Source organism: Deltaproteobacteria bacterium, from assembly GCA_016210005.1.
Lineage (GTDB): Bacteria > Desulfobacterota > Binatia > HRBIN30 > JACQVA1 > JACQVA1.
The window spans coordinates 1-22,447 of record JACQVA010000077.1 but is presented as its reverse complement, the minus strand read 5'-3'; the positions used below and the strand labels follow the sequence as shown (position 1 = coordinate 22,447).

The 22,447-nt window shown below is 65.8% G+C and carries 16 protein-coding genes and 1 pseudogene; 13 read left to right on the top strand and 4 right to left on the bottom strand.

What is annotated here, in order from left to right:
* Positions 1-121: 121 nt before the first annotated feature.
* The gene (locus HY699_08120; GenBank protein MBI4515766.1) at positions 122-2,557 is read left to right on the top strand and encodes a hypothetical protein; all 2,436 of its coding nucleotides are present in this window, start codon (positions 122-124) and stop codon (positions 2,555-2,557) included.
* Between the two features lie 873 nt (positions 2,558-3,430).
* Here HY699_08120 and HY699_08115 read toward each other — a convergent pair.
* Positions 3,431-6,454, bottom strand: coding sequence for a glycosyltransferase family 39 protein (locus HY699_08115; GenBank protein MBI4515765.1), 3,024 nt, complete (start codon positions 6,452-6,454; stop codon positions 3,431-3,433).
* A 132-nt stretch (positions 6,455-6,586) separates the two neighbouring features.
* On the opposite strand from HY699_08115, the gene trxA reads away from it, so the two are divergent.
* Positions 6,587-6,913, top strand: a complete 327-nt coding sequence (trxA, locus tag HY699_08110) for a thioredoxin (protein ID MBI4515764.1) — start codon at positions 6,587-6,589, stop codon at positions 6,911-6,913.
* A 21-nt stretch (positions 6,914-6,934) separates the two neighbouring features.
* Here the strand turns inward: trxA and HY699_08105 are convergent, their stop codons facing one another.
* Positions 6,935-8,119, bottom strand: coding sequence for a sodium:calcium antiporter (locus HY699_08105; GenBank protein MBI4515763.1), 1,185 nt, complete (start codon positions 8,117-8,119; stop codon positions 6,935-6,937).
* A 196-nt stretch (positions 8,120-8,315) separates the two neighbouring features.
* Here HY699_08105 and HY699_08100 point away from each other — a divergent pair, with 196 nt between their 5' ends.
* On the top strand, positions 8,316-8,747 hold the full coding sequence (locus tag HY699_08100) for a hypothetical protein (protein MBI4515762.1): 432 nt from the start codon (positions 8,316-8,318) through the stop codon (positions 8,745-8,747).
* A gap of 16 nt (positions 8,748-8,763) precedes the next feature.
* Positions 8,764-9,645: an enoyl-CoA hydratase/isomerase family protein gene (locus HY699_08095; GenBank protein MBI4515761.1), complete on the top strand. Its 882-nt coding sequence runs from the start codon at positions 8,764-8,766 to the stop codon at positions 9,643-9,645.
* Between the two features lie 15 nt (positions 9,646-9,660).
* Here HY699_08095 and HY699_08090 read toward each other — a convergent pair whose 3' ends face one another.
* Entirely contained in the window at positions 9,661-10,575 is a 915-nt protein-coding gene (locus HY699_08090) for a sulfotransferase domain-containing protein (protein MBI4515760.1), read from the bottom strand.
* A 214-nt stretch (positions 10,576-10,789) separates the two neighbouring features.
* On the opposite strand from HY699_08090, the gene HY699_08085 reads away from it, so the two are divergent.
* From HY699_08085 to HY699_08070, 4 genes and pseudogenes are all read left to right on the top strand, one after another.
* Positions 10,790-12,340: an Eco57I restriction-modification methylase domain-containing protein gene (locus HY699_08085; GenBank protein MBI4515759.1), complete on the top strand. Its 1,551-nt coding sequence runs from the start codon at positions 10,790-10,792 to the stop codon at positions 12,338-12,340.
* Positions 12,333-13,305 (top strand): annotated as a pseudogene (locus tag HY699_08080) (restriction endonuclease). The gene HY699_08085 and the pseudogene HY699_08080 overlap by 8 nt, the downstream one beginning before the upstream one ends.
* Positions 13,306-13,503: 198 nt before the next feature.
* Complete coding sequence (locus HY699_08075) at positions 13,504-14,580, top strand: TIGR03617 family F420-dependent LLM class oxidoreductase (protein MBI4515758.1); 1,077 nt, start codon at positions 13,504-13,506, stop codon at positions 14,578-14,580.
* A gap of 339 nt (positions 14,581-14,919) precedes the next feature.
* Entirely contained in the window at positions 14,920-16,095 is a 1,176-nt protein-coding gene (locus HY699_08070; protein MBI4515757.1) for a CoA transferase, read from the top strand.
* A gap of 6 nt (positions 16,096-16,101) precedes the next feature.
* On the opposite strand, the gene HY699_08065 is transcribed toward HY699_08070, so the two are convergent.
* Positions 16,102-16,740: a TetR/AcrR family transcriptional regulator gene (locus HY699_08065; protein MBI4515756.1), complete on the bottom strand. Its 639-nt coding sequence runs from the start codon at positions 16,738-16,740 to the stop codon at positions 16,102-16,104.
* Between the two features lie 167 nt (positions 16,741-16,907).
* Here HY699_08065 and HY699_08060 point away from each other — a divergent pair, with 167 nt between their 5' ends.
* From HY699_08060 to HY699_08040, 5 genes are all read left to right on the top strand, one after another.
* Positions 16,908-17,246, top strand: coding sequence for a hypothetical protein (locus tag HY699_08060; protein MBI4515755.1), 339 nt, complete (start codon positions 16,908-16,910; stop codon positions 17,244-17,246).
* A gap of 35 nt (positions 17,247-17,281) precedes the next feature.
* Positions 17,282-18,193: an alpha/beta fold hydrolase gene (locus HY699_08055; GenBank protein ID MBI4515754.1), complete on the top strand. Its 912-nt coding sequence runs from the start codon at positions 17,282-17,284 to the stop codon at positions 18,191-18,193.
* A 320-nt stretch (positions 18,194-18,513) separates the two neighbouring features.
* The gene (locus HY699_08050; GenBank protein MBI4515753.1) at positions 18,514-19,806 is read left to right on the top strand and encodes a hypothetical protein; all 1,293 of its coding nucleotides are present in this window, start codon (positions 18,514-18,516) and stop codon (positions 19,804-19,806) included.
* A gap of 11 nt (positions 19,807-19,817) precedes the next feature.
* Positions 19,818-21,371, top strand: coding sequence for a long-chain fatty acid--CoA ligase (locus HY699_08045; protein ID MBI4515752.1), 1,554 nt, complete (start codon positions 19,818-19,820; stop codon positions 21,369-21,371).
* Entirely contained in the window at positions 21,364-22,167 is an 804-nt protein-coding gene (locus tag HY699_08040; GenBank protein ID MBI4515751.1) for an enoyl-CoA hydratase/isomerase family protein, read from the top strand. The genes HY699_08045 and HY699_08040 overlap by 8 nt, the downstream gene beginning before the upstream one ends.
* Positions 22,168-22,447: the final 280 nt, after the last annotated feature.

Below are 22,447 nucleotides of genomic sequence, written 5' to 3'. Positions count from 1 at the left end.
GACGCCGTTTCGGTGGACCTTCACCCGGCAGGACCTCGCCAGTCTGCTGGAAAAACTCCACGCGAAGGAGTGTCCCCTTGCCAAAGCTGCGTGATTGCATGATCAAAATACGTCACCGTAATTGCGAGATGGAGTACTTAGTCAGGTCGAAGGCATCGCGTTCAGCCCCGACGGGGCGCTGGTGTACGTCACGTCATCAAGTGAGACGGTTGACGATCGTGACATTGGGTTTATCACCATCATCGAGCGTGCGACGCGGCGGGTTGTAGGCTCCGTCGAGATCTTTCTCCAGGCGCATGATCTGGCGCTTAGTCCCGACGGTCGCTTTGCATACGTCGCCGGCGGCACCGTAGTAACCGTCGTCGACACCGAACGACTGGCCGTGGTGGCGATCGTGCCGGTTGATGCCGTGATCGCGAGCATCGGCGTGAGTCCAGATGGCGGCCTCGCCTATCTCACCGGTTCGAACTATCCCGACGGCTTCCCACGCCTGCTGGTCATGAATACGGCAACGAACAAGGTGATCAGTCGGCTGCCCATTCGCAACGATGGCCTGGCCGGCCGGATTGCTGTCAGCCCTGAAGGCACCGTCGCGGTGATCGCGATTAGCGGCCCGACCAGCCGGGCGGCCCTGATCGATCTCACGCGGTTCACGGTGTCTGCTGACGTTGCCGTCGGCGACGGAGCATTCGGCGTGGCCATCGCGCCGCCGCCCCCAGCGCCCCCTGACACCGACACCCTCACGCCGACACCCGGGCAACCGCCTACTCCGGCGGCAGGCCAAGCGTGCGTCTTGCTCACCCACGGGCAATTTGCGGCGTCTGATCGCGTCAGCCTTTCCATGATCGACCCCACGGCAAATCTGCTTGCCAGGTCGTTTGACGTCGGGAGTTCGTGGACTGCGCCGTACAATGACTGGCCGGCCGGCATAGCGATCAGTCCCGATGGCCGCTTCGCATACGTGGTTGTGGATTCGGTCGGCGGAGCGGCCGGGCAACTCGCGGTCCTCGATATGGCGACGAGTCGAGTCACGGATCGCATCGCCATTGGGTACCGGGCTAACGGCGTCGTCCTTAGTCCGGACGGCGCGACCGCGTACGTCCCACACGCCGGCGGTGTCGTAGCCATCAACCTCGTTACCAAGAGGCTCATCAGCATCCCGATCGCCGGAAGCCCGCGTGCAATCGCCGCCACGCCAGACGGCCGCTTCCTCTACGTCTCAATTGCCGAATCCCGAGCGGTGTCGGTCATCGACACCAGCACGCGTCGGGTGGCAACCACGATCGACGTCGGGGAAACCCAATTGGGTGCCGGGTCCTTGGCAATGACGCCCGACGGTCAGTCGCTGTATGTCACGCTGGCACCCGGAGATAACCCCGATTACTACTTCAACACCGTCGCCGTGGTCGACACGAATACGAACATGGTGATCAACACCGTCGCCATGCCCATCGGCGGCAACGACGCCGGCGTTTCGGTGAGCCCAGACGGACGCTTTGCCTACGTTCTCGTGTCCCACAGGCGGTGGGTGTGCGAGCCCGAATGCTTTGCATTGCCCGCGACGGTGGTCGTGTTGGACATTGCGGCCCAGGCAGTCACCGCGACCATTCCTATCGGCGGATTCCTCGCCGATGTGGTCTTCGATCGCGGCGGCAACGTCGCGTACGTGACCAACCGAGCAGAGGGAACCGTCTCTGTTATCGACACCGTGACGCACACCGTCGCCCGTACGATCACCGTTGCCGACCTGCCCAGCAATCTCACCGTTGGGCTGGTCAGCGGCGGTTGCACGGCCGCCGCTGGCGCCACACCGTGGCCAACGCGAACACCGACTGCGACCAAAACGCCGCGTGCATCGACGCCGTGGCCAACAGCAACGCCAGCTCGGACGCAATTCGCCGTACTGCAGGCAGGCTCGGCCCAGGTGGCGCCCGGCGGGCGTGCGACCATCGCCGTCACGCTTCACGCCGAAGGCGGTGCAGTGGTGGGGGTGCAGAATGACATCTCCTTCGATGAGCGCGCGGCGATCGCCATGAACGCCCACGGGAAGCCCGCATGCCGGGTGAATCCGGCAATCGACAAGACGGGAGCGTTTGCATCCTATCCGGTTGAATGTGTGAGTCGTGCTTGTACACAGATGATGCGCGCGATCATCTTCTCTTTCGCAGACCTTGACCCAATCGCCGACGGTTCGGTGCTGTACACCTGCGAGGTCGAGGTTACCGCCGGGACCAGCCCGGGGCGATACGCCTTGGCGCTCTCCAACGTAATGGGCAGCGATGCTTTCGGCCACCGGGTGCCGATCGACGCAGCCGATGGCGCGATCGTCGTGCCAGAACGGTTGGCCGGGCAGGCGGCGGCGGCAACGCCGCCAGCTGCCGGTGTCACTGGCTGTCAACTGTCGGCCTCGGGGTACGGGCGGGCTGGAGTCCTCTTGCTGGTCCCGGTTGCTCTGTTGTGGTGGCGCCAGCGTACGCGCGTTCACTCCGGGCGGCGCGCTGGCGGCGAAACGCTGTCAGCACCGCCTCGGCGGTCGGAGACGAGGCGGCGCCGGTGAGATCCACCAACCCGGCAAAAGCCCCTTCGTAGCGCTCGAAACTGCAATTGCTGATCTTGAACGGTGCGCTGTTGGGATCGACCACGAAGGTCTTGTTGCTGTTGCTCAACATCATGGTGCCGTGCACCTCTTGGAAGTCGGACACGTCGGGCTGCGTGAACCAACCCTCGATCGAGGCGCGGGTGGCAGAGGTCACGCTGGCGCCGAAAAACACTTCGGGATCAACGAAGATCGCCACGATCACCTCGCCGTCGGTGGCGAAGCTGGAAACCAGATCGTCACTGCCGCAGCTCGGATGCCACCGGCCGATGAAAACGCAGGCGAAGCTGGCGTTGATGTTGTCGTGGGCGAAGTCCTGCGGGCAACTGCTGACCGTCGCGGTCGGCGATGGCGTGGTCGTTGCCGTTGGCGGCGGTGGGGTGGTGGGTGTGGGCGAATGAGTAGGCGTGCCCGTCTGAGTAGGTGTCGCAGTGTTGGTGCGGGTATGGGTGGGCGCTGGCGTCGGCGGGGTCACGCCGCAGCCGTAGAGGGCGTTGTTCACCGCCTTGACCAACTCATCGACGGTGACCGCCTCGTCGCCATCGCTGTCGAACACTGGGCAGGTATCGAGCGTGGCAAAACCAAGGGCGATGTTCACACCCTTGACCAACTCGTCAACCGTGACGTCCGGTCCGCTATCGCAGTTGCCGGTGCAGGCGGTCCAGGTCGGGTTCGGGGTAGGCTCGGCAGCCGCCGGCCCAAGGTACGCCAGGGCACTGACAACGATCGGAATCAGGAGCCGACCCCGTGGCCCGCCCCGTGGCATCCGTCGGCCCACCATGTTGAGTCAAAGCCTAGCCCAGGCACAGATTGATGTCTATGCAAACATCGTCATCACCGCGTGTGGTCGCGAGCCGCGGCAGCCGCGGGCGGGCGGTAGTCCACGAAGGCGGTCCAGTCGCCACCGGGCGTACGCCAGAGCACGCGCAACTTCCAGAACTCAGGGTTGTCATCCGCCGGGCGCAGGCTGCGGATGAGTATCGGCCGGCGGCCGTGCACGCCGCTGAGTTCGACCGTGACTGGTTGCGGCTCGTGCCCGCCCGCGGTCATGGCCACCAGGGTGCCGTCGAGGAAGACGCTCGCCGGTGTGGTGGCCTCGAGCCGCAAGCCGTGGCTGCGGCCCTCGGGCAACTCGACCGTGCCGGCCCACTCCAAAGTTGACGGCCGCGCCGCAAACGGCGCCGGTGGCAGTTCGTCGAACTGACTGAACAGATCAAAGCTAACGGCGGCCTCGAGCCGCGTGTAGTCGGGCTCAGCAGCGATCGGCTCTGCCGATAGCTCGCCGATCGGCCGAGCGAAATAGCGGCCCAACAACCCGTGCGCCTCCGGATGAGTGTGCAGCAGCGCGCGCGGAATGGCGGACCAGTCGGCGGCGGCCGGCGGCTGCCATTCGAGTGCAACGTGATCCGCCGGCGTGCTCAGCCGCGCCCGCACCTCGATCGCATGCCACCCCGCGGCCAAGTGCAGCTCCCGGTCGCCGGCCGGACGGTCGTCGATCAGCAGTTCGCTGGTGCCGCGAAAGCCGTAAGCTCCCGGCGCGCCCGCCCACACCAGGCCGCGCCAAACGGCGGTGAGCGGGAAGTCAGCGGCCGGCGCCTCGGCCGGCGCCTGAAACACCTCGCAGCCCTCCGCCGAGCTCCAGCTACGCACTGCTGAGCGGTAGTTGGCGCGCAGGCCACGACTGCGATGGATGACGTCATCGCGCACGGTGAAAACGTGCAGCATCGCCGCACCGCGGGGCTCGTGAACAATGCGGTAGTGCGCCTCAGGATAGTAGTGCTGGATCAGCGGCAGCAACTCCTGCTGGCGAAAGGCGACCAGCAGCACCGCGTTGCCGCGGTTGGCCGGCGGGATAGGCACGGCGAGCGGATCATCGGGCAGGTTCACCAGGGCCCGCTGCGGATTGGGTGCGATCATGCAATCGTTGGCAGCCACCTTGGGCTCGGCCATGACTGCTCCGCCCACCATGTACACCGTTGCCGGCAGGGGGGCCTCGTCAATTGCCCGGCAGATCTCGGTCATGATGTCGCCCCGCTGCAAGCCGGCCACGTACACGAACACGTTGTGCCAGTTGGCATAGAGCGCCGCCGCCAGCCAAGCGAGCAAGAGCGGGGTCGCAACCAAGTCGGCGTGGCGCGGCGACCACTGCCATAACGCGGCGCGGGCACGGCCGGCGACCACGGCCGGGATTACGCAGAGCGCGGGCAGAAAGCCGAGCAGACGCGCCTTCCACGGCGGATAGTCGGTGATCATGCCGCCGATCACCAGGATGCCCAGCACCCACACCAGCACGACTACGTGGCGCGGGTCGCGCCAGCGCCACAGCCACCAGCCCATGCCGAGCACGAACGGCACCGCCACCCAGGGATCGAAAGTCGGCCCCTCGCTCGGCACGCTGGTGAATGACAACAAGCAGCCCGCCACGTGAGTCCAGAGGTAGTCACGCACCCGCACGATGTCCCCGGCGTGATAGGCGGCGGTGAGCTGGTAGAGGTCGACGCGGTTCGAGGTGCCGCCGTAAAATCCTTCCCAGCGCTGGTGGATGGTCACTAGCAACGGTCCGAAGCAGAGCAAGAACGCCAGCGCTGCCAGCGGTAGCCCCGCAGCAAAGCGGCGCAGGAAGCCCGGCATCCCGACCGCAAACACCAGCGCGATCACGGCCAGCAGCGCTGGGAACAGCTTGGCGGCGTGATAGGTGTGAAACGCCAGGCCGGTGGCATACCCCAGCCACACCCAGTCGAGGGCACGGCGGGTGCGCAGCAGCCGGGCGAATGCCGCCAGCATCAACCCGGCCACCAGCACTTGCTGCATGTTGTTGAGCGCTACCCGGCTCCACGAAATGTGATCACGATTGATGGCGAGCAACAGCACCGCCAGCAGCGCGATCACATTGCCCCACCAGCGGCGCGCCCAGAAGAAGACCGGCACCAGACTCAACACCCCGATGACGGCCGCCGACAGCCGCAGGTTGGCGTTGCTGGTCCCCAGCAGCTGCACCCCGACGTACTCGGTCATGTACGCTAAATGCGGGAAGACGTTCCAGCCGATACCAAAGGCATCAGGAAAACCGTCCTTCCAGATACGTTCCGCGTAGCGGCCTTGGCGGCCCTCGTCCGGATCGATCAGCCCCGGCACCTCCTTGAGCGCGATCACCCGCAGTGCCAGCGCCAGCGTGAGGATGAGCAGTAACGCCACCGCGGCCGTACGCGGCGACAGCTCCGGGCCGCCATCATGCCGCCACGAGTCGGCGGCCGCGGCCACGCCGGTGCGCGGCCACACCGCCCCCGCCAACAGCGCCAGACTCGCCAGCCACAATACAAAGGCCGCCAGGTGGTTAGTCGAGTTCACGTAGGCCGCCAGCACGCCAACGGCGACCGCCGCGACGGCTGCCGCCGCCCGCATGATCCGCACACTGCCGGGGCTTGACTCGGCTGGCGCGGCCACGGAGTCGTCGCCGAGCAGCGCCCGAACGTCTGCCGGCGTAAAAGGCAGCCAGCGCGCGAGTGTAAACGCCGCCAGCGCCGCCAGCGCCGCCACACCGGCGGCGAGTTCTCGCCCGGCTTGCGGCTGCAGCACCAGAAAGATCGCAGCCGCCGCCAGCGCCGTCGCGCCGGCCGCCCAGCGCAATGCGCGCCGCCAGCGCGATTCGTGCGGTGCCGCCACCGGGCCGAAGGCGCTGGCCAGCAACGCACAGCCGGCAAGCAACTCCCCCGCCCAACGCCACCAGGGAAAGCGCGGCACAAAGAGGTCGTGGTAGCCGAGCGCGCCGAGCGCGAGCGCCAAGACCAGCAGGATCACTCGCAGGAACCCAACGAGTGGCTTGTGGTTGAGGGAGCCGCTTTCGTCCGCATTGCTCACTTGACCATCACGCTCGCCGCCCGCCATTGCATGGAGTACCGGCACGGCGCAAGTCACAGCCGACCGACGGGTTGAATCGTGCACGACCCGAAGTTATGGTCGGTGCCACTCAAGCGTGAAGGAGACCGCGCCGTGGCCAACATAGTCGAAGTCAGTGACGCCTCGTTCGAGCAAGAGGTCTTGCAGGCGGCCGTGCCCGTTCTGATCGACTTCTGGGCGCCGTGGTGCGGGCCGTGCAAGGCCATCGCCCCCGTCGTCGAGCAACTCTCACAGGAGTACGCCGGCAAGCTCAAGGTGGTCAAATTGAATGTGGACGATAACCCGCAAACGCCGTCCAAATACGGCGTGCGGGGCATTCCGAACCTGATCATCTTCAAGAGCGGTCAGGTACAAGACCAGATCGTCGGCGCGGTGCCCAAGGCGCACCTGGTCAAGGCCATCGATCGCGTGCTGGCGTAAGCTGCGCGCGCGCACGCGCGGCTATTGCTGCTGGCCGTTATGATGGCGCAAGCCGTTGCGAAACAACCCCAGCAAATCCTTGGGCCGGCGCACGAAGATGGCAGCCGCGAGCACGAGATAGGCCGCCGAGAAACCGTAGCGCACGTGCGGGTCCGAGAACAATAGTTGCCCGCCGAACAACACGAACAGTCCTGCCGCTTCCACCAGCGACAAGCGCAGGTTGGAGAGGATCATAACGGCGAATAGCGACTGCGCCGAAGTCAGCAGGACCTCCTCGACCTGGCGGGCATCCAACTGCAGCGCCGCGGGCGCACCCATGGCGATGCTGTAGACCAGCGGGAGGGTGCCGACCAGCAGCGTCCACTGGTTCACCTTCGAGGAGATCATCGCGCCCATACCGGCCTGGGCATCGCCCCGCAGCGTCAGGATGCAGGCGATCACTACCTCGGGGGCCTCCGAGGCCAGCGGCGCCAGCCACTGCACCAAGAGGAACTCATCGATGCCGGCATTCTTGCCGACGTGGATGAGCGCCTCGGCAAACCGTTCCGCCGAGGCGAAGATCGCCACCGCCGAGAAGACGAACAGCAGCCCCACCGCCGTACGCCGCAGGGCCGGGCGCAGTTCTCCCAGTGCCTCAGCCGGGCCGAGCAACTCGGGCTCCTCAACCTCGCCGTGCGCGGTGCGCCACATGTAGGCGACAAAGCAGCCGACCAGCACCAGCGTATCGAGCAGCGAGATCGTCCCCTTGAGCGGGATGACGAACGAGTAAATGGTGGCGGCAGTGAGGAACACCAGCTCCACCGAGCGGCTGTGCGGCAGCTGCAACTCGCGCTGGCGCCCGCGCCACCAGAACAGCGCCACGATCAGCGGCCACGCCACCCCGATCAGCAACCGGTTGGCGCCGGTCATGTTGGCGGTGGCGTAGGATGCGTACTCGGGCTGCGCCGCCGCTCTCCAGGCAAAATAGAGATCGACCGCGTATTCCGGCAGCACCGCGATTAGAGCCAGAAACGCCAGCGCCAGCCCTTGGGAGATATCGACCTGCGCCACCTCTGCCGCCCAGGTGAGCAGAAAAGCCGCGCCGAGAATCGCCAAGCCGAACAGCGCCGCTTCGGTGCCCGGCGCCAGGTGATAGCCGCCGAAGCGCAAGACCAGCGCCGGCAGCGTCGTCAAGGCGGCCAGCAAAATCGGAAACCATCGCGTCATGAATGCCCTACCCACAAGTCGCCCCTGCCTACACGGGTACGGCGTGAGGTTCAACCATGTTACGCCAGCCGCTCGGAGCACCGCCTGCGGCCGTCACTGCACCGGTAGCCGCGCAGCTCTCGCAATTTGATTCTTGATCGCATTAAATGGCCGGCCAGAGCGGTCACGCGATCGCCGGCGGGAGGATAAGGGTGCGATGGACTTACTGTTGATACAACGCGACGCGCTGGCCAGCTCGCTGGTCGGCAGCCTCGTTCTGGCAATCAACGCCAAGGCGGCAGGGCAGGAAGTCGGTGTGCTGTTCACGCAAGCGGCGCTGGCGGCGCTGGCCCGCGGCAGCTTCGACTGGCCGCGCGAGCTCTCCGGCCAAGAGCTGCGCCTGCTGCTGGCCGATCACGCGGCACGTGTCGGGGCTCCGGTCTGCGGCGGCCGCGGCGACGGCCGCCAGCTCGATGCCAAGGCGCTGGTCGCGCGCGCCCGCGACGCGGGCGTGGTGCTCTATGCCTGCCCGATCTGGTCTGCCTTGTTGGGGCTCGATGGCGGGTTGCCCCAGGGTTTACAGCCGCTGGACGCGGCCGGGCTCCTGGAACTGATCCACGCCGCCAAGACGGTTATCGGCAGCCTGTAGCAGAAAGGTAGCAACCATGAGCTGGACCAAATGGGAACGGGTAACAGGCACGGGGCTCGACTTCGGCGAGATCGTCTACGAGAAGAAATTCCACCAAGAGTTACAGGGGGGCGTGGCGCGCGTCTCGATCAACAAGCCGGAGAAGCTCAACACCATGACGCTGCACACGGTCGATGAGATGTTCCGCGCCTTTTACGACGCCAACCACGACACCGCCATCGGCGCGATCATCATCGCCGGTGCCGGCAAACACTTCGGCGCCGGCGGCGACGTCGAGTGGGAGCAGTGGGGGTTGCGCGAGGCCTTTTACAACCGCTACCCGCACAATCGCCTGGTTCGCTTGTCGCGCAAGCCGGTGATCGCCGCGGTCCAAGGCTACTGCCTCGGCGGCCACAATCACTTGGCCTACGTCTGCGATTTCACCATTGCCGCGGAGAACGCCATCCTCGGTCAGGCCGGCCCGAAGGTCTCCAGCCCGGCCGACGGCTTTTTCGTTCCGTATCTCGTCAAGGTGGTCGGCGCCAAGCGGGCGCGCGAGATGTGGATGCTGTGCCGCCGCTACACCGCGCTGGAGGCCTATGCGATGGGGCTGGTCAACAAGGTGGTGCCGTTGGACCGTTTGGAAGAGGAAGTGGACAAGTGGTGCGAGGAGTTGCTGCGCGTCAGCCCCGGCTGTTTGGAAATCCTCAAGGCCGCTTTCGACCAAGAGATGGATGGCTACGCCGACCTCGGGGTCATCTCCAGCATGTTCTATCCGGACTGGTTCGACATGCCGGAGGGCAAGGAAGGCGGCGCGGCGTTTACGGCGAAGCGCCCGCCCCGCTTCTGGGGCATCCGCGAGCAGGAGAAAGAGCTGCGCCAGGCGCTGCTGGCAGAGTACGAGAAGGAGAAGAAGTAGTGGCGGTGGCCGCGCCTAGCGGCGGTCGAGGGCGAGTACAAAGCCGCGCTCCGCGGTGGCGAGGTCTCGCCGCCGCACGAGCGTGCCCGCGGCAGACCACGACAAGCCGAGTCGCGCCTCGAGTTCGGCCAGGTCGTCTTTGAGCAAGGCTTCGAGAAACCGCCGGTAGCGCTCCGGGATCTTGCTGGCCCCGGTAGGGTTGACCGCCTCGCCCGCACCGCGCCCGAGGTAGCGGCGCTCGGCGGCGACGCCGAGGAAGCTCATGACTTCAAGCAGCAGCGCCTCGGGCCGGCTGTCGATGTCGTCGAACAAGGCCACCAGCAGGTGGCCCGGCAGTAAGCAGGCCGACCAGTTATCGATGTTCTCGACGTAACGCGCGCAGCGCCGCTGATAGGGGTCGGCGAAGAACTGCTCGAACTCGCTCGCGGTGACGTCGGCAAACTTGCGGCTGCGGTTGCGGACCAGGTCCTTCTTCGCATGCGACCACGCCCGCTCGATCGGGTCGCGAATCATGAGGATGACTTTGATCGCCGGCTTGAGTGCGGTGATTTCCTCGATCACGTCGCGATCGATGGCGGCGTAGCTGGCGGTCGCCTCGCCGCGTACTTGCGGGCGGTAGAGCGTGCGGTAGCGCCACAGGCTGATGGCGTTGCGCAGCAGCACCCGCCGCAGCGGTTCGCGAAAGAATTGCAGGTACCACTCCAGCTCGTTCGAGGGACAGCGCTGGCGCCCGGGCGCTTTCAAGCTGCTGAAAAAATACAGCTCCTTGGGCTCCGAGAGCATGATTTGCGGGTGGTAGCGCAGGTTGGCGTGCAGCCAGGTGGTGCCGGTGCGCTGCGGGCCGACGATGAGGAAATCGGGAAAGTAGCGTAGGTCTTCGCGGCCGGAGAGTTTAACGTACTTCAACGCCGTGGTGGAATCAGCAATCACAGAGCCCTCGCCGGATCACGTGCGCGCCGTCTCATGGCCCCCTTCATGCCATGAGCGGCGTTCGGTTGGAAACCCGGAGGCCGCCGAGCCTGCCGGGGTACAGCGCTGGCCGAACACCGTCTGATCGGCTCACGTAGCCCCGGCAGTCAAAGCTCGTTCGGGTTGAGAGCGAAGCGGGATGGTGGCAGAAGAGGTTATTGTGGGTGCGGCAGCCATGAAGCCTATTGCGGGTCTTAAGCCGAGCGGCGCGAATTCACTGGCGGCGGCGGTTGATGGAGCCCGAAGAGAGGCCGTGCAGCGGTTGGATCCCCGGCGCCGCATTCTCATGGGACAGTTCCTGACCCCTGCGTCCGTGGCCGTGTTCATGGCCAGCATGATCGAGTGCAATAACTCGGTTATCCGCGTACTCGATCCAGGTGCCGGAGTTGGGTCGCTCTCGGCCGCGCTCGTGGCGGCAATGTGCTTGAGGCCGCGACCCCCGCGCGCCATTACCTTGACTGCCTACGAGATTGATCCGGTGCTCATCGGTTATCTCCAGAAGACGCTCGATTTGTGCAGGGCGACTAGCGAGAGCGCTGGAATCCGATTTGAGGGACGCATCGTCACCGAGGACTTCCTCGAAGTCGGGGCGACGACCTTAGCCGGTGATCTCTTCGGCTCGGGACAGGACGAACGGTTTGACACTACCATCTTGAACCCGCCCTATAGAAAGATCCGTGCAGACTCGCATGAACGGAAGCTCCTGCGCAAAATCGGGGTTGAGACCAGCAACTTGTATGCTGGCTTCCTAGCGGTTGCGGCGCGGCTCCTCGTTCCCGGCGGTGAGATGGTCGCAATCACGCCAAGGAGCTTCTGCAACGGCCCCTACTTCGAGCCGTTCCGCCGCTTCTTTCTGGGGAGCATGCGATTTCGCCGAGTCCACGTCTTCGACTCCCGGGACCGCACGTTCGCCGACGACGAGGTCCTCCAGGAGAATATCGTGTTCCGCGCGGAGAGAACCATGAATCGGGGCACCGACGTGGTTGTCTCGTCAAGTCTCGACCCAGACGAGTCCTGCGTGCGTACCCGAACGATCAAGCACGACGATCTCGTTCGACCCAGCGATCCTGATACCTTCATCCACATCGTCCCCGACGCCGAAGGAGATCCGGTCCGTCACCGGATAGGGAGCCTCGATGCGCGCCTGGCGGCTCTCGGCCTTACCGTCTCCACCGGACGCGTCGTGGACTTCAGGGCAAAGGATTTTCTCCGCAGTCGCCCAGCGAGGGATACCGTGCCCCTCATCTATCCCTGCCACCTTCAAGGCGGATTCGTGGAGTGGCCAAACGCTCGCGCCCGCAAGCCGAACGCGCTTGCGCTCTGCGCCCGAACCGACGACCTCTTGGTCCCGGCGGAGCACTACGTGCTGGTGAAGAGGTTCTCGGCCAAGGAAGAGCCGCGCCGGGTCGTGGCCGCCGTCTATGACCCCGCACGTGTGGCAGCCAAACGGGTCGCGTTCGAGAACCACCTCAACTACTTTCACTTTCGGGGCTCCGGATTGCCGCCGACCGTGGCGAGAGGACTGGCCGCCTACTTGAATTCGACGTCGGTGGATTCCTACTTCCGCCAATTCAGCGGACACACCCAGGTCAATGCTACGGATCTCCGATCGCTGCGATATCCGGCCTGGAGCAGTCTGATCGAATTGGGCCGGCGGATCGGAGAAGTCTTCCCCGCGCAGGAGGAACTGGATCGTCTCGTCGAGGAGGTCGTGTTTCGTGGCTGAGCGCACGCGCAGGGGGCAAGTCTCCGGCGCGAAACGGGTCGCCGAGGCACTCGCCATCCTCAAGGCGTTGAACGTGCCACGAGAACAACAAAACGAGCGATCCGCGTTCACGCTCCTGGCGCTGCTCGGGATGACGCTACGCCGACGGTGGACCGAAGCGGACAATCCCATGCTCGGGATCACCGAGATGATGGACGTTTTTCGAGAGCAATTTGGAAAGAGATACGCGCCGAATACGCGAGAAACGGTTCGTCGGTTTACCCATTCACCAGTTCGTCCAAATGGGCCTCGTCGTCGCGAATCCCGACAACCCACGTCGGCCTGTGAACAGCCCAGACAATCGTTATCAAGTGGCCCCCACGTTGCTCCGGCTCGCTCGCGCGTACGCTTCGCCAGCGTGGAACGACACCTTGGCGGCTTTCCTCAAGACTGAAAACGTCCTCCGCCGACTCCAGCCCAGAGAGCGCGAAATGGGGATGATCCCAGTGAGGCTTCCGGATGGCAGAGAGCTGAGGCTGACGGCTGGCGGGCAGAATGAACTCGTCAAGAAGATCGTCGAGGAGTTCTGCCCGCGTTTCACTCCCGGCGGGATCGTGATTTACGTCGGGGACACGGGGGACAAGAAGCGGCACATTGAGGACGGCTACCTCGAACGGCTCGGGGTGAAAATCGAGGAGCACGGAAAGATCCCGGACTTGGTCATCCACCTTGAGCAGAAGAACTGGCTGGTCCTGATCGAGGCCGTGACAAGCCACGGTCCAATCGGTCTCAAGCGGCACAATGAGCTGAAGGAACTCTTTGGAACGGCTAGGGCCGGGCTAGTGTTTGTTACCGCATTCCTCAGCCGACGTGCCATGACGCGGTACCTCGCGCACATCGCGTGGGAGACGGAAGTCTGGGTTGCCGAGGCGCCCAGCCACATCATTCATTTCAACGGTGAGCGCTTCCTCGGTCCGTACACCTGAGCCTGTCTGTCGCTGCCGCGCATCTCGGCTCGGTGGAATTCAGGTGAGTGAGCGGAACACGAAAGAACAAAATCGAGCAGGCTGGCTTGAACTCCCGGTTTCGTCGTGAGCATCTTGCGGTCGCAACTGAGTGGGAGCGACGGACGGAATTCCCAAAGCTATCAAGCAGCAGAGGAGACGATGCGAGTTGAAACGACGATGTTGAGCCCGGACACGGCGCAGTACGCCGGGACGGTCGCGGGCGGAATGCGCATTGACGCCATCGCGGCAGCGGCGCGCCGGGTGGAAGAGTTGGGCTTCGACGGCGCGACGACGCCGGAGGCCGGCCATGACCCGTTCGTGCCGCTGGCGATCGCGGCAGAGCATACGCGCCGCATCAGCCTCGGCACCAACGTGGCGATCTCGTTCCCGCGCAGCCCGCTGGCCACCGCGCAGGTCGCGTGGGACTTACAAGCGCTCTCGGGCGGACGCTTCCAGTTGGGCCTCGGCACACAGGTGAAGGGCCACAACGAGCGGCGCTACGCCGCGCCCTGGACCGGGCCGCCGGGCCCGCGCATGCGCGACTACGTGCTCTGCGTCAAAGCGATGTTCGCCAGCTTCCAGAACCCGAAGCAGCCGACCTATTTCACCGGCAAGTACTACCAGTTCAGCATGATGACGCCGTTCTTCAACCCTGGGCCGATCGAGCACCCGCACGTTCCCATCTACCTCGCAGCCGTCAACCCGTACATGTGCCGCCTCGCCGGCGAGCTGTGCGACGGCATCCGGCTGCATCCGCTGTCCACGTTTCGCCACACGCGCGATGTGGTCCTGCCCGCGCTCGCCGCCGGCGCGGCCAAAGCCGGCCGCAAGGCCGCCGACATCGACGTCGTCGGCTGCCCGTTTCTGGCCGTCAGTAAGACCAAGGACGGGCTCGAGGCTGCGAAGGCAGCGGTCAAGCAGCGCATCGCCTTCTACTCTTCGACGCGCACGTATCACTCGGTGTTGGAGTTCCATGGCTGGGCGGACTTGGGGATGCAGCTCCATCAGCTTTCGCTCGAAGGCAAGTGGCGCGAGATGCCAAAATTGATCAGCGACGAAATCATGGAGGAGTTCGCCATCGTCGCCGTGGGCGACGAGTTCGCCGCGAAGGTGAAGGAGCGTTGCCGGGGAATCTTCTCCACCTTCCTCATCGACGGTGCGCCGGAGCTGCAACGCGACGAAGGCTGGCTGAAGCAGGCGATCGCGGAACTCCACCGGCCCGACTCGTGCGGCGCGAGGATGTTGGACCAATGAACCGTGCGCACTTGTCAATGTGGAGTGCGGCGGCTTGCCGCCGCTTTCGAGGCATGCAGCGGCGCCCTGCACCACTCAAGGCGGGAGCAAGCTCCCGCACTGCAAATGTGTTCCCCTCCTTGGTAAGGAGCGGCGCTCTTTGCTTCCAGGGGCTTTGCCCAAGAAATCCCGGCAGAGGGTCGGTCTTACCGGCGAAAGCCGGTATCCAGGCGGGGGTATGGGGTCGAGCCTGGATTCCGGCTTTCGCCGGAATGACGGGTGCGGATATCGCTTCTCGCCGAGCTTCGATTTGTTCATCAAATTTGCAGCTCAGGACACTGGCTGCCCCGAGGTAGGGTAATGAGCGCGGCACTGGACGGCATCAAGGTGGTGGACCTGACCAACGTTGGTCCGGGCGCCCACTGCATCAAGATCCTGGCCGACCTGGGCGCGGACGCGGTGCGCATCGTCGAGGCCCGCTCGGTGATGGAGAAGCGCGGCCGTACACAATGGAAGGCGCCGTTCTGGGCCTACGGCATGCGGCGCAACACCAAGGTCCTCGGTCTCGACCTCAAGAGCGAACCGGGGCTCGAAGTGTTCCGCCGACTCGCGCAATCGGCCGACGTCGTCATGGTCGGACTTCGGCCCGCCGCTGCCGAACGGCTCGGCGTGCACTACAATGCGTTACGCATCCTGAACCCGCGGCTCATTTACTGCTGCCTCACCGGCTACGGCGCGGACGGGCCCTATCGCGACGTGGTCGGCCACGACATCAACTATCAGTCGATCGGCGGCACCGTGGGCATGACCGGCACGCAAGACGGGCCGCCGGTAATTCCCGGGGCGACGGCGGCCGACAGCGCCGGGGGCGGTATGCAGGCCGCCATCGCGATCCTGGCGGCCGTCGTCGCCAGACAGCGCACCGGCCACGGCCAGTTTCTCGATGTAGCTGCGACCGACGGCATCGTGAACATGATGTCGGTAGCCATCGACGAGTACCTCAGCACCGGAGTCGAGCCGACGCGCGGGGCGACTTTGCTCACCGGCCAGTATCCCTGGTACAACATTTACGAGACCAAGGACGGGAAGTATCTCAGCGTGGGCGCGATCGAGTCCTGGTTCTATCAGAACCTCTGCCGTCTCATCGGCCTGGAGGACCTCATCCCCCACCAGTTTGCCGACGGCGAGAAGCGAGCCGAGATGTTCCGGCGATTCCGCGAGACGTTCCGCACCAAGACCCGAGACGAGTGGGTGGCGCTGCTGATGCACGCCGACACGTGCGTCGCGCCGGTCTATTCCATTGCGGAGCTGACCGCCGACCCGCACCTGCGGCAGCGCGCCATGATCCGCGAAGTCGCGCATCCGACGCGCGGCAGCGTAGCACAAACGGGTATCCTGGTCCGCATGTCCGAAACGCCCGGCGTGATCCGCAACGTCGACCCGCAGCCGGGCGAGTTCACCGAGGCCATCTTGCGCGATGTCGGCTACTCATCGCAGCGCATCGCGGAGTTGCGTGACGCGGGAATAGTCGATTGATCGGGGTCACGTCTGCGGCTTGACCGCGAGCTTCGGACGCTTCGGCAGGTGGCGCAGACCCATCCAGGCCAGCGCAGCAAGGTGACTTGCGACCTCCTCGATGGGGGGCTTGCGGGTTTCCGTCCACCATTGTCCGACGAACGTGACCATTCCCACCAGCGCGTGGGCGTAGATCGGCGCCGTCTTCGGATCGTATCCGGCTTTCTTGAAAGTCGTGGTGAAGACCTCGGACACGCGTTCGGCCACGTCGTTAAGGAGACTCGACATGCCGCCCCGCGCCAAGGTCAGGGGCGCGTCACGCGACAGTACGACAAACCCGTCCGACTGGTCTCGCACGTAGGAGAGAAACGCCAGCGCGGCGCGCTCGACCCGCTCCCGCGGTGTGCCCGTGGCAATGGCGTCGGAGATCCGGGTGACGACATGCTCCATCTCGCGGTCGACGAGCACCGCGTACAAGCCCTCCTTGCCGCCGAAGTGTTCGTAGACGATCGGCTTCGAGACCTTCGCACGCGCCGCGATTTCTTCCACCGAGGTGGCTTCGTAGCCGCGCTGCGCGAAAACGCCGCGGGCGATCTCGACGAGCTGGGTGCGCCGCGCCGATGCGCTGAGCCGGAGCCCGGACGCCGATCTCTTTCGGTGCGCCATGTTGACATTCCTACACCGCCAGCGTAAGTTACGCAACCGTAAGCTACGTAACCGTAGCCGTAACCTACGAAAGCGTAGGGACTGCATGGAAGGAGCGGATGATGTCCACCAAAGCACCGCGGAAGCGTTTCAAAGTGGTGAGTGCCGCCCAGCGGGCGCGCACGGCGATGTCCCGCGAAGCACGGGCCGCGTACGGCGAAATCGACCAAGGCGTCAAGCACCTGGAAAAGTCGATCGCCGAGATCCAGCGGGGCTTGCGCAAGGCGGAGCGGAAGATTGAGGCCGACGCGCGGGCGCGCATTCGCGAGCTGCGCACGGAGGCTCGTGCTCAACTCGACGTCCTGCAATCAAGCCAGCGCGAGGTCGCACGGACCCTCAAGCGCCTTGCTGCTGCCGCGGGTGAGTCCTGGCGCGACATCAAGCAGTCTGCCGATTCCGTCCTCGCCGACGCCCGTGCGACTGCGGCCTCGGTCGTCGAGCGCTTCCGCAGCGTGTTCGGCCGCTGACCGCAGGCCTGGACACTGTGGTGCCGGAGGCCGCGATGAAACCGCAGCATCTGTCGATCCATGGCCACCGAGTCGCCTTCCGCACCGCCGGCAACGGCCCCGTGCTGCTGCTCGTGCACGGCATGGCCGGCAGCTCAAGAACCTGGCGGCACGTCATGCCGGCCCTGGCGCAGCGCTTCACGGTCCTTGCTCCCGACCTCCTCGGCCATGGCAAGTCGGACAAGCCACGGGGAGAGTACTCGCTCGGCGCTCATGCCAACGCCCTTCGCGATCTCTTGAACGCCCTCGGCTATGAGCACGCGACCTTTGTCGGCCAATCACTCGGCGGCGGCGTCGCGATGCAGCTGGCCTACCAGTATCCCGAGCGCTGCGAGCGCCTGGTGCTGGTGGGCAGTGGTGGGTTGGGCCGGGAAGTCAGCCTCGTCCTCCGGGCGTTGAGCTTTCCTGGTGCCGAATACGTCTTCCCGCTCGTCTGCACAGCGTTCTTACGAGACGCGGGGAAACAGCTGGGGTCATGGCTCCACCGATCCGGGGTTCGGCCCGCCCCCGCCATCGAAGAAGTGTGGCGCAGCTACGCGTCGCTGGCCGAAGCGGACACCCGGCGGGCGTTCTTCCGTACCCTGCGTGCCGTCGTCGACTTGGACGGGCAGGCGGTGAGCGCCACCGACCGGCTGTACCTGGCATCGCACGTGCCGACGCTGATCGTGTGGGGTGCGCAAGACCCGTTCATTCCGGTGAGCCACGCCGTCGCTGCCCACACGGCCATGCCCGGCAGCCGCCTCGTGATCTTCGACGAAGTCGGCCACTTCCCGCATTGTGAGGTCCCCGAGCGGTTCGTCGAGGTGCTCGTCGACTTCATCGCCTCGACCAAACCCGCCAGTCTACCATCGAATGCCGCGATCAGGCCGGCCGCGGGAGCGGCGCCCTTAGCTGAGAGCAGCGCCTGACCTCGCGACAGCGCCGCCGGCAGGAAGCCCGGCGAGGGTGATCGGATACGGTGAAGGGCGACCGCCGGGACGGTGTTGTGCGCCGCAGACCTCTGGAGCCAGCGCAACTCCGGCCGTGCCGACGTCGGGGGGCCTGTTCCCCTTTTCGGGCGCCGGTGTCGGTGGTAGACCGAATCAGCCGACGCAAAGGAGCAGAGCCGAATGGTGAGAAGAGAGAAGAGACGTTCGGAAGATTCGCCGTGCCGTTCAGCACCAAGACTCTTGGCGGCTTTGCGTCTTTGCGCGACCCGTATTCAGCCTAGTTCTCGCTAGGTGTCTGCGTGGAGACGGCGCGAATCACGGATGACGGCATCGCCCGGCTGCGCCGGCGGATCGCCGTTCCCGTGCCGCACCCGCGTCCGCCTCACTACCAGTGTCCGAACGCGGACGCGTTCCGCATCTTCGCCAACGCCATCGGCGACGACAACCCGCTCTGGAGTGATCCTGCGTACGCGGCGGGAACCCGCTGGGGCAGCGTGATTGCGCATCCGGCGATGGTCGGAGGAGACACCCTCATCGGGGTCGACGAGGTGACTCGGCTGAGCCCCGACCAGAAGGAACTGATGCGCGGCGATCCGCTGCGCGGCGTGCACGCGTTCTACTCCGGGAGCAGCCGCGAGTGGTGGCGGCCGCTGCATCCGGACCGCCGGGTCTACCGCCGCAACGCCTTGGTCGCCGCGCTCGACAAGCACAGCCGTTTCGCCGAACGCGCGGTGCACGAATGGACCGCCAACGTGTTTCGCGACGACCAGAGCGCGCTGCTCTCGGCGCAGTCGCTGCTGATGATTCGCACCGAGCGCCAGAAGGCGCAGGAGCGGGGCGAGTCGAGGCCGGTCACCATCGCCCCTTACAGCGACGAGCAACTCGCAGCGATCGACGCGCAATACGCGCGCGAAACGGCGCGCGGTACCACGCCCCGCCTGTGGGAAGACGTGAACGAGGGCGACGAGGTGGGCCCGCTCGTCAAGGGGCCGCTGACCGTCACCGACATCATCTGCTGGCACGTCGGCGTCGGCATGGGCCTCTACGGCGTCGGCGCCCTGCGCCTGGCGTACAAGAACCGCCAGCGGGTTCCAGGCTTTTACCACCGCGACGAGTTGAACATCCCCGACGCCATGCAGCGCTGCCACTGGGACCCGGCCTACGCACGCAAGGCCGGCAACCCGACGACCTACGACTACGGCCGCATGCGCGAGACCTGGCTGATTCACCTCTGCACCGATTGGATGGGAGACGACGCCTGGCTGTGGAAGCTCGACTGCCAATTTCGCGCCTTCAACTTCGTCGGCGACACGCACTGGATGCGCGGGCGGATCACCAGAAAGTATCTTGCGGACGGCGACCGTCCGGCCGTGGAGCTCGACCTGTGGGGCGAGAACCAGCGTAGCGAGATCACCACGCCCGGCCACGCCACGATCTTGCTGCCGAGTCGCCAACACGGCGCGGTGCGACTTCCCGACTTACCCGGCGGCGCCAGCGATCTCCAGGGCTTGCTCGAAGTCCTCGCTCGGCGCTTCGCAGCCGAGGAGCAACCAGGCGAGCAAGCGCCCCTCCCCTTGGGCTCGCCGGTGTGACGTCCGAGCTGATGGACATCTCTGAGCGCATCCGCGAGGTGCTGCGAATCGATCCGGCCGCGGGCGCCGTCGAATTCGAGCGCGTGTGGCATCCGTGGCAAGAGTTATCGGCGATCATCGACGGTCTCGATCGCGAGTTGACCAACGCCGGTCTGGGCACCGGCGCGGCCGTCGGCCTGATTCTGCGAAACCGGCCGGCCGTCGTGGGCGCCCTGCTCGCCGTGCTGGCAACGCGCCGGTGTGTGGTGAGCATCAATCCACATCAGGGCGACACGAAGCTAGCCGGAGACCTGCGCCAGTTGCGCTTGCCGGCGATCGTCGCGTGCCGTGCGGATTGGAACCGGCCGGAGGTGGTAAGCGCCGCGGCGGCGGCGGGCAGTCTGGGACTCACACTCAGTGAACATGAGCTGCCACCGATCGCAATGGAGGCCGGGCTCGCCCACCGCGGCCCCGGCCCACATCGCGAGCCGCTTCCGGGCGTCGCGGTGGAGATGTTGACCAGCGGCACGACCGGGCCGCCCAAGCGCGTCGCGCTCAGCTACGACGCCCTCGAACGGTCCCTCGCCAGCGTAGCGCACTACGAGCGCGGCAAGGGCGGCGCGGAGAAACGAACGCTGCGCCAGGGCGTCGCGATCATCAGCGCGCCGTTGGTTCACGTCGGCGGATTGTGGCGCACCATACTGTGCGTCGTCGACGGCCGACCGATTGCGCTGCTCGAACGGTTTCGTGTCGAGCCGTGGCTGGAGCTGGTCAAGCGCCATCGCCCCAAGTCAGTCAGCCTCGTGCCCGCGGCGGTTCGCATGGTGCTCGACGCCAACGTTGCGCGCGAGGATCTGTCGAGCATCAAGGCCGTGTTGTCGAGCACCGCGCCTCTGCCGCCCGAGACAGCCGTCGCGTTCGAGCGGCGCTACGGCATCCCGGTGCTGGTGTCGTACGGCGCGACGGAGTTTGCCGGCGGCGTGGCGGGCTGGACGATCGAGGATCACCGCAAGTGGGCGCAAGCCAAGCGCGGCAGCGTCGGCCGCGCGCATCCGGGCTGCGAGCTGCGCGTGGTCGATCCCGGCGACGGCCGCGAGCTGCCGGCCGGGTCTGTGGGTCTGTTGGAGGTGAGGTCGGCGCAAGCGAGCGGCGCGGGCTGGGTGCGCACCACCGACCTCGCGAGTATCGACGCGGACGAATTTGTCTGGATCAAGGGGCGCGCCGACAACATCATCAATCGCGGCGGCTTCAAGATCGTGCCGGCCGACGTGGCGGGCGTGCTCGAACGGCACCCATCTGTCCGCGAGGCGGCCGTCGTGGGCGTGCCCGACCCGCGCCTCGGCGAGGTGCCGGTCGCCGCCGTCGAGCTGAATGACGGGGTCCCGCCGATCGACGGCGAGCAGCTCCGCACCTTTACCCGTGAGCATCTCGTCGCCTACCAGGTTCCCGCCGAGGTGCGCGTTGTGGCAAGCCTGCCACGTACGGCTTCGATGAAGGTCAGTGAGGCGGGTGTGCGCGCGCTATTTCAGACGGAGCCGGCACCGCAGAGCGCGCCGGCCAATCAAGCGAGGGAGTCCGATGGCTGAAAGCAGACCCGAACTCGAGGTGCAGCAGGACGGGCCGTTGCTGCGCCTCCGCCTGCAACGACCGGAAAGACGCAACTCGATGACGCGCGAGATGCTGGCACAGTTGATCGCCGCGATCGAGAACGCACCCGACAACGAAGAGGTGCGCGTGGTTGTGCTGAGCGGCGAAGGCGAGCACTTTTGCGCCGGCATGGATCTGGTTGCCGTCAATACCGAGGGCGACAAGAAGCCGCGCGCCGGCGACATACAGCGGCGCATGCCGCGCGGAGCGAATCGCTTGATTTCGGCGATGCTCAACGTCCAGCTTCCAATCGTCTGCGGCGTGCGCGGTTGGGCCAGCGGCCTCGGCTGCCATCTCGCGCTGGCTTCCGACTTCACCATCGCCTCCGAGACCGCGCGTTTCGTCGAGCCCTTCGTCAAGCGCGGGTTCACCCCCGACAGCGGCGGCACGTACCTGCTGCAACGGCTGGTCGGCCTGACGCGGGCGAAGCAGATGTTGCTGCTGGGGCGCGAGCTCGACGGCCGGCGAGCGGCGGAGTGGGGCCTCGTCTACGCCGCCGTTCCCGACGCCGACCTCGAAGGTGCCACCGAGGCGCTCGTCGCCGAGCTGGCCGGCGCTGCCACCATCGCGCTGGGTCTCACCAAGTGGCTGATGCACCGCGCGCTCGACGTCGATCTTGCCGATGCCCTGAGCAACGAAGCCTTCGCGCTCGAACTCGCCGCTCGCAGCAAAGACTTCAAGGAAGGGATGACCGCCTTCGCGCAAAAGCGCCCGCCGCGCTACCAGGGCCGGTGAGGTGCGTTGCTCCGCGCTAGGCCTGCCGAAGCGGTCGGGGTGAAGGGCTCGGCCGCCGGCTTCGCCCGAATCCGCTCAGTGCGCCGGCGCCAAGAGGGTGCGCGACAAATTTGTGGGTAACGTGGTTCGGTGTTATGGCCGTCATTCCCGCGAAAGCGGGAATCCAGTTTGGCGTTTGGCGCTATGGACAAGCAGTTCTGCGTTTACATCCTGGCCAGTGGAAGATCGAGCTGATCGAAGCTCAGAACCCGGACTGGCGAGACCTCTATGACGAGATCGT

Coding starts and splice junctions, on each gene's coding strand:
- HY699_08105 (MBI4515763.1), bottom strand. CDS start 8,119: ATGACGCGATGGTTTCCGATTTTGCTGGCCGCCTTGACGACGCTGCCG.
- HY699_08100 (MBI4515762.1), top strand. CDS start 8,316: ATGGACTTACTGTTGATACAACGCGACGCGCTGGCCAGCTCGCTGGTC.
- HY699_08095 (MBI4515761.1), top strand. CDS start 8,764: ATGAGCTGGACCAAATGGGAACGGGTAACAGGCACGGGGCTCGACTTC.
- HY699_08085 (MBI4515759.1), top strand. CDS start 10,790: ATGAAGCCTATTGCGGGTCTTAAGCCGAGCGGCGCGAATTCACTGGCG.
- HY699_08075 (MBI4515758.1), top strand. CDS start 13,504: ATGTTGAGCCCGGACACGGCGCAGTACGCCGGGACGGTCGCGGGCGGA.
- HY699_08070 (MBI4515757.1), top strand. CDS start 14,920: ATGAGCGCGGCACTGGACGGCATCAAGGTGGTGGACCTGACCAACGTT.
- HY699_08065 (MBI4515756.1), bottom strand. CDS start 16,740: ATGGCGCACCGAAAGAGATCGGCGTCCGGGCTCCGGCTCAGCGCATCG.
- HY699_08060 (MBI4515755.1), top strand. CDS start 16,908: ATGTCCCGCGAAGCACGGGCCGCGTACGGCGAAATCGACCAAGGCGTC.
- HY699_08055 (MBI4515754.1), top strand. CDS start 17,282: ATGAAACCGCAGCATCTGTCGATCCATGGCCACCGAGTCGCCTTCCGC.
- HY699_08045 (MBI4515752.1), top strand. CDS start 19,818: ATGGACATCTCTGAGCGCATCCGCGAGGTGCTGCGAATCGATCCGGCC.
- HY699_08040 (MBI4515751.1), top strand. CDS start 21,364: ATGGCTGAAAGCAGACCCGAACTCGAGGTGCAGCAGGACGGGCCGTTG.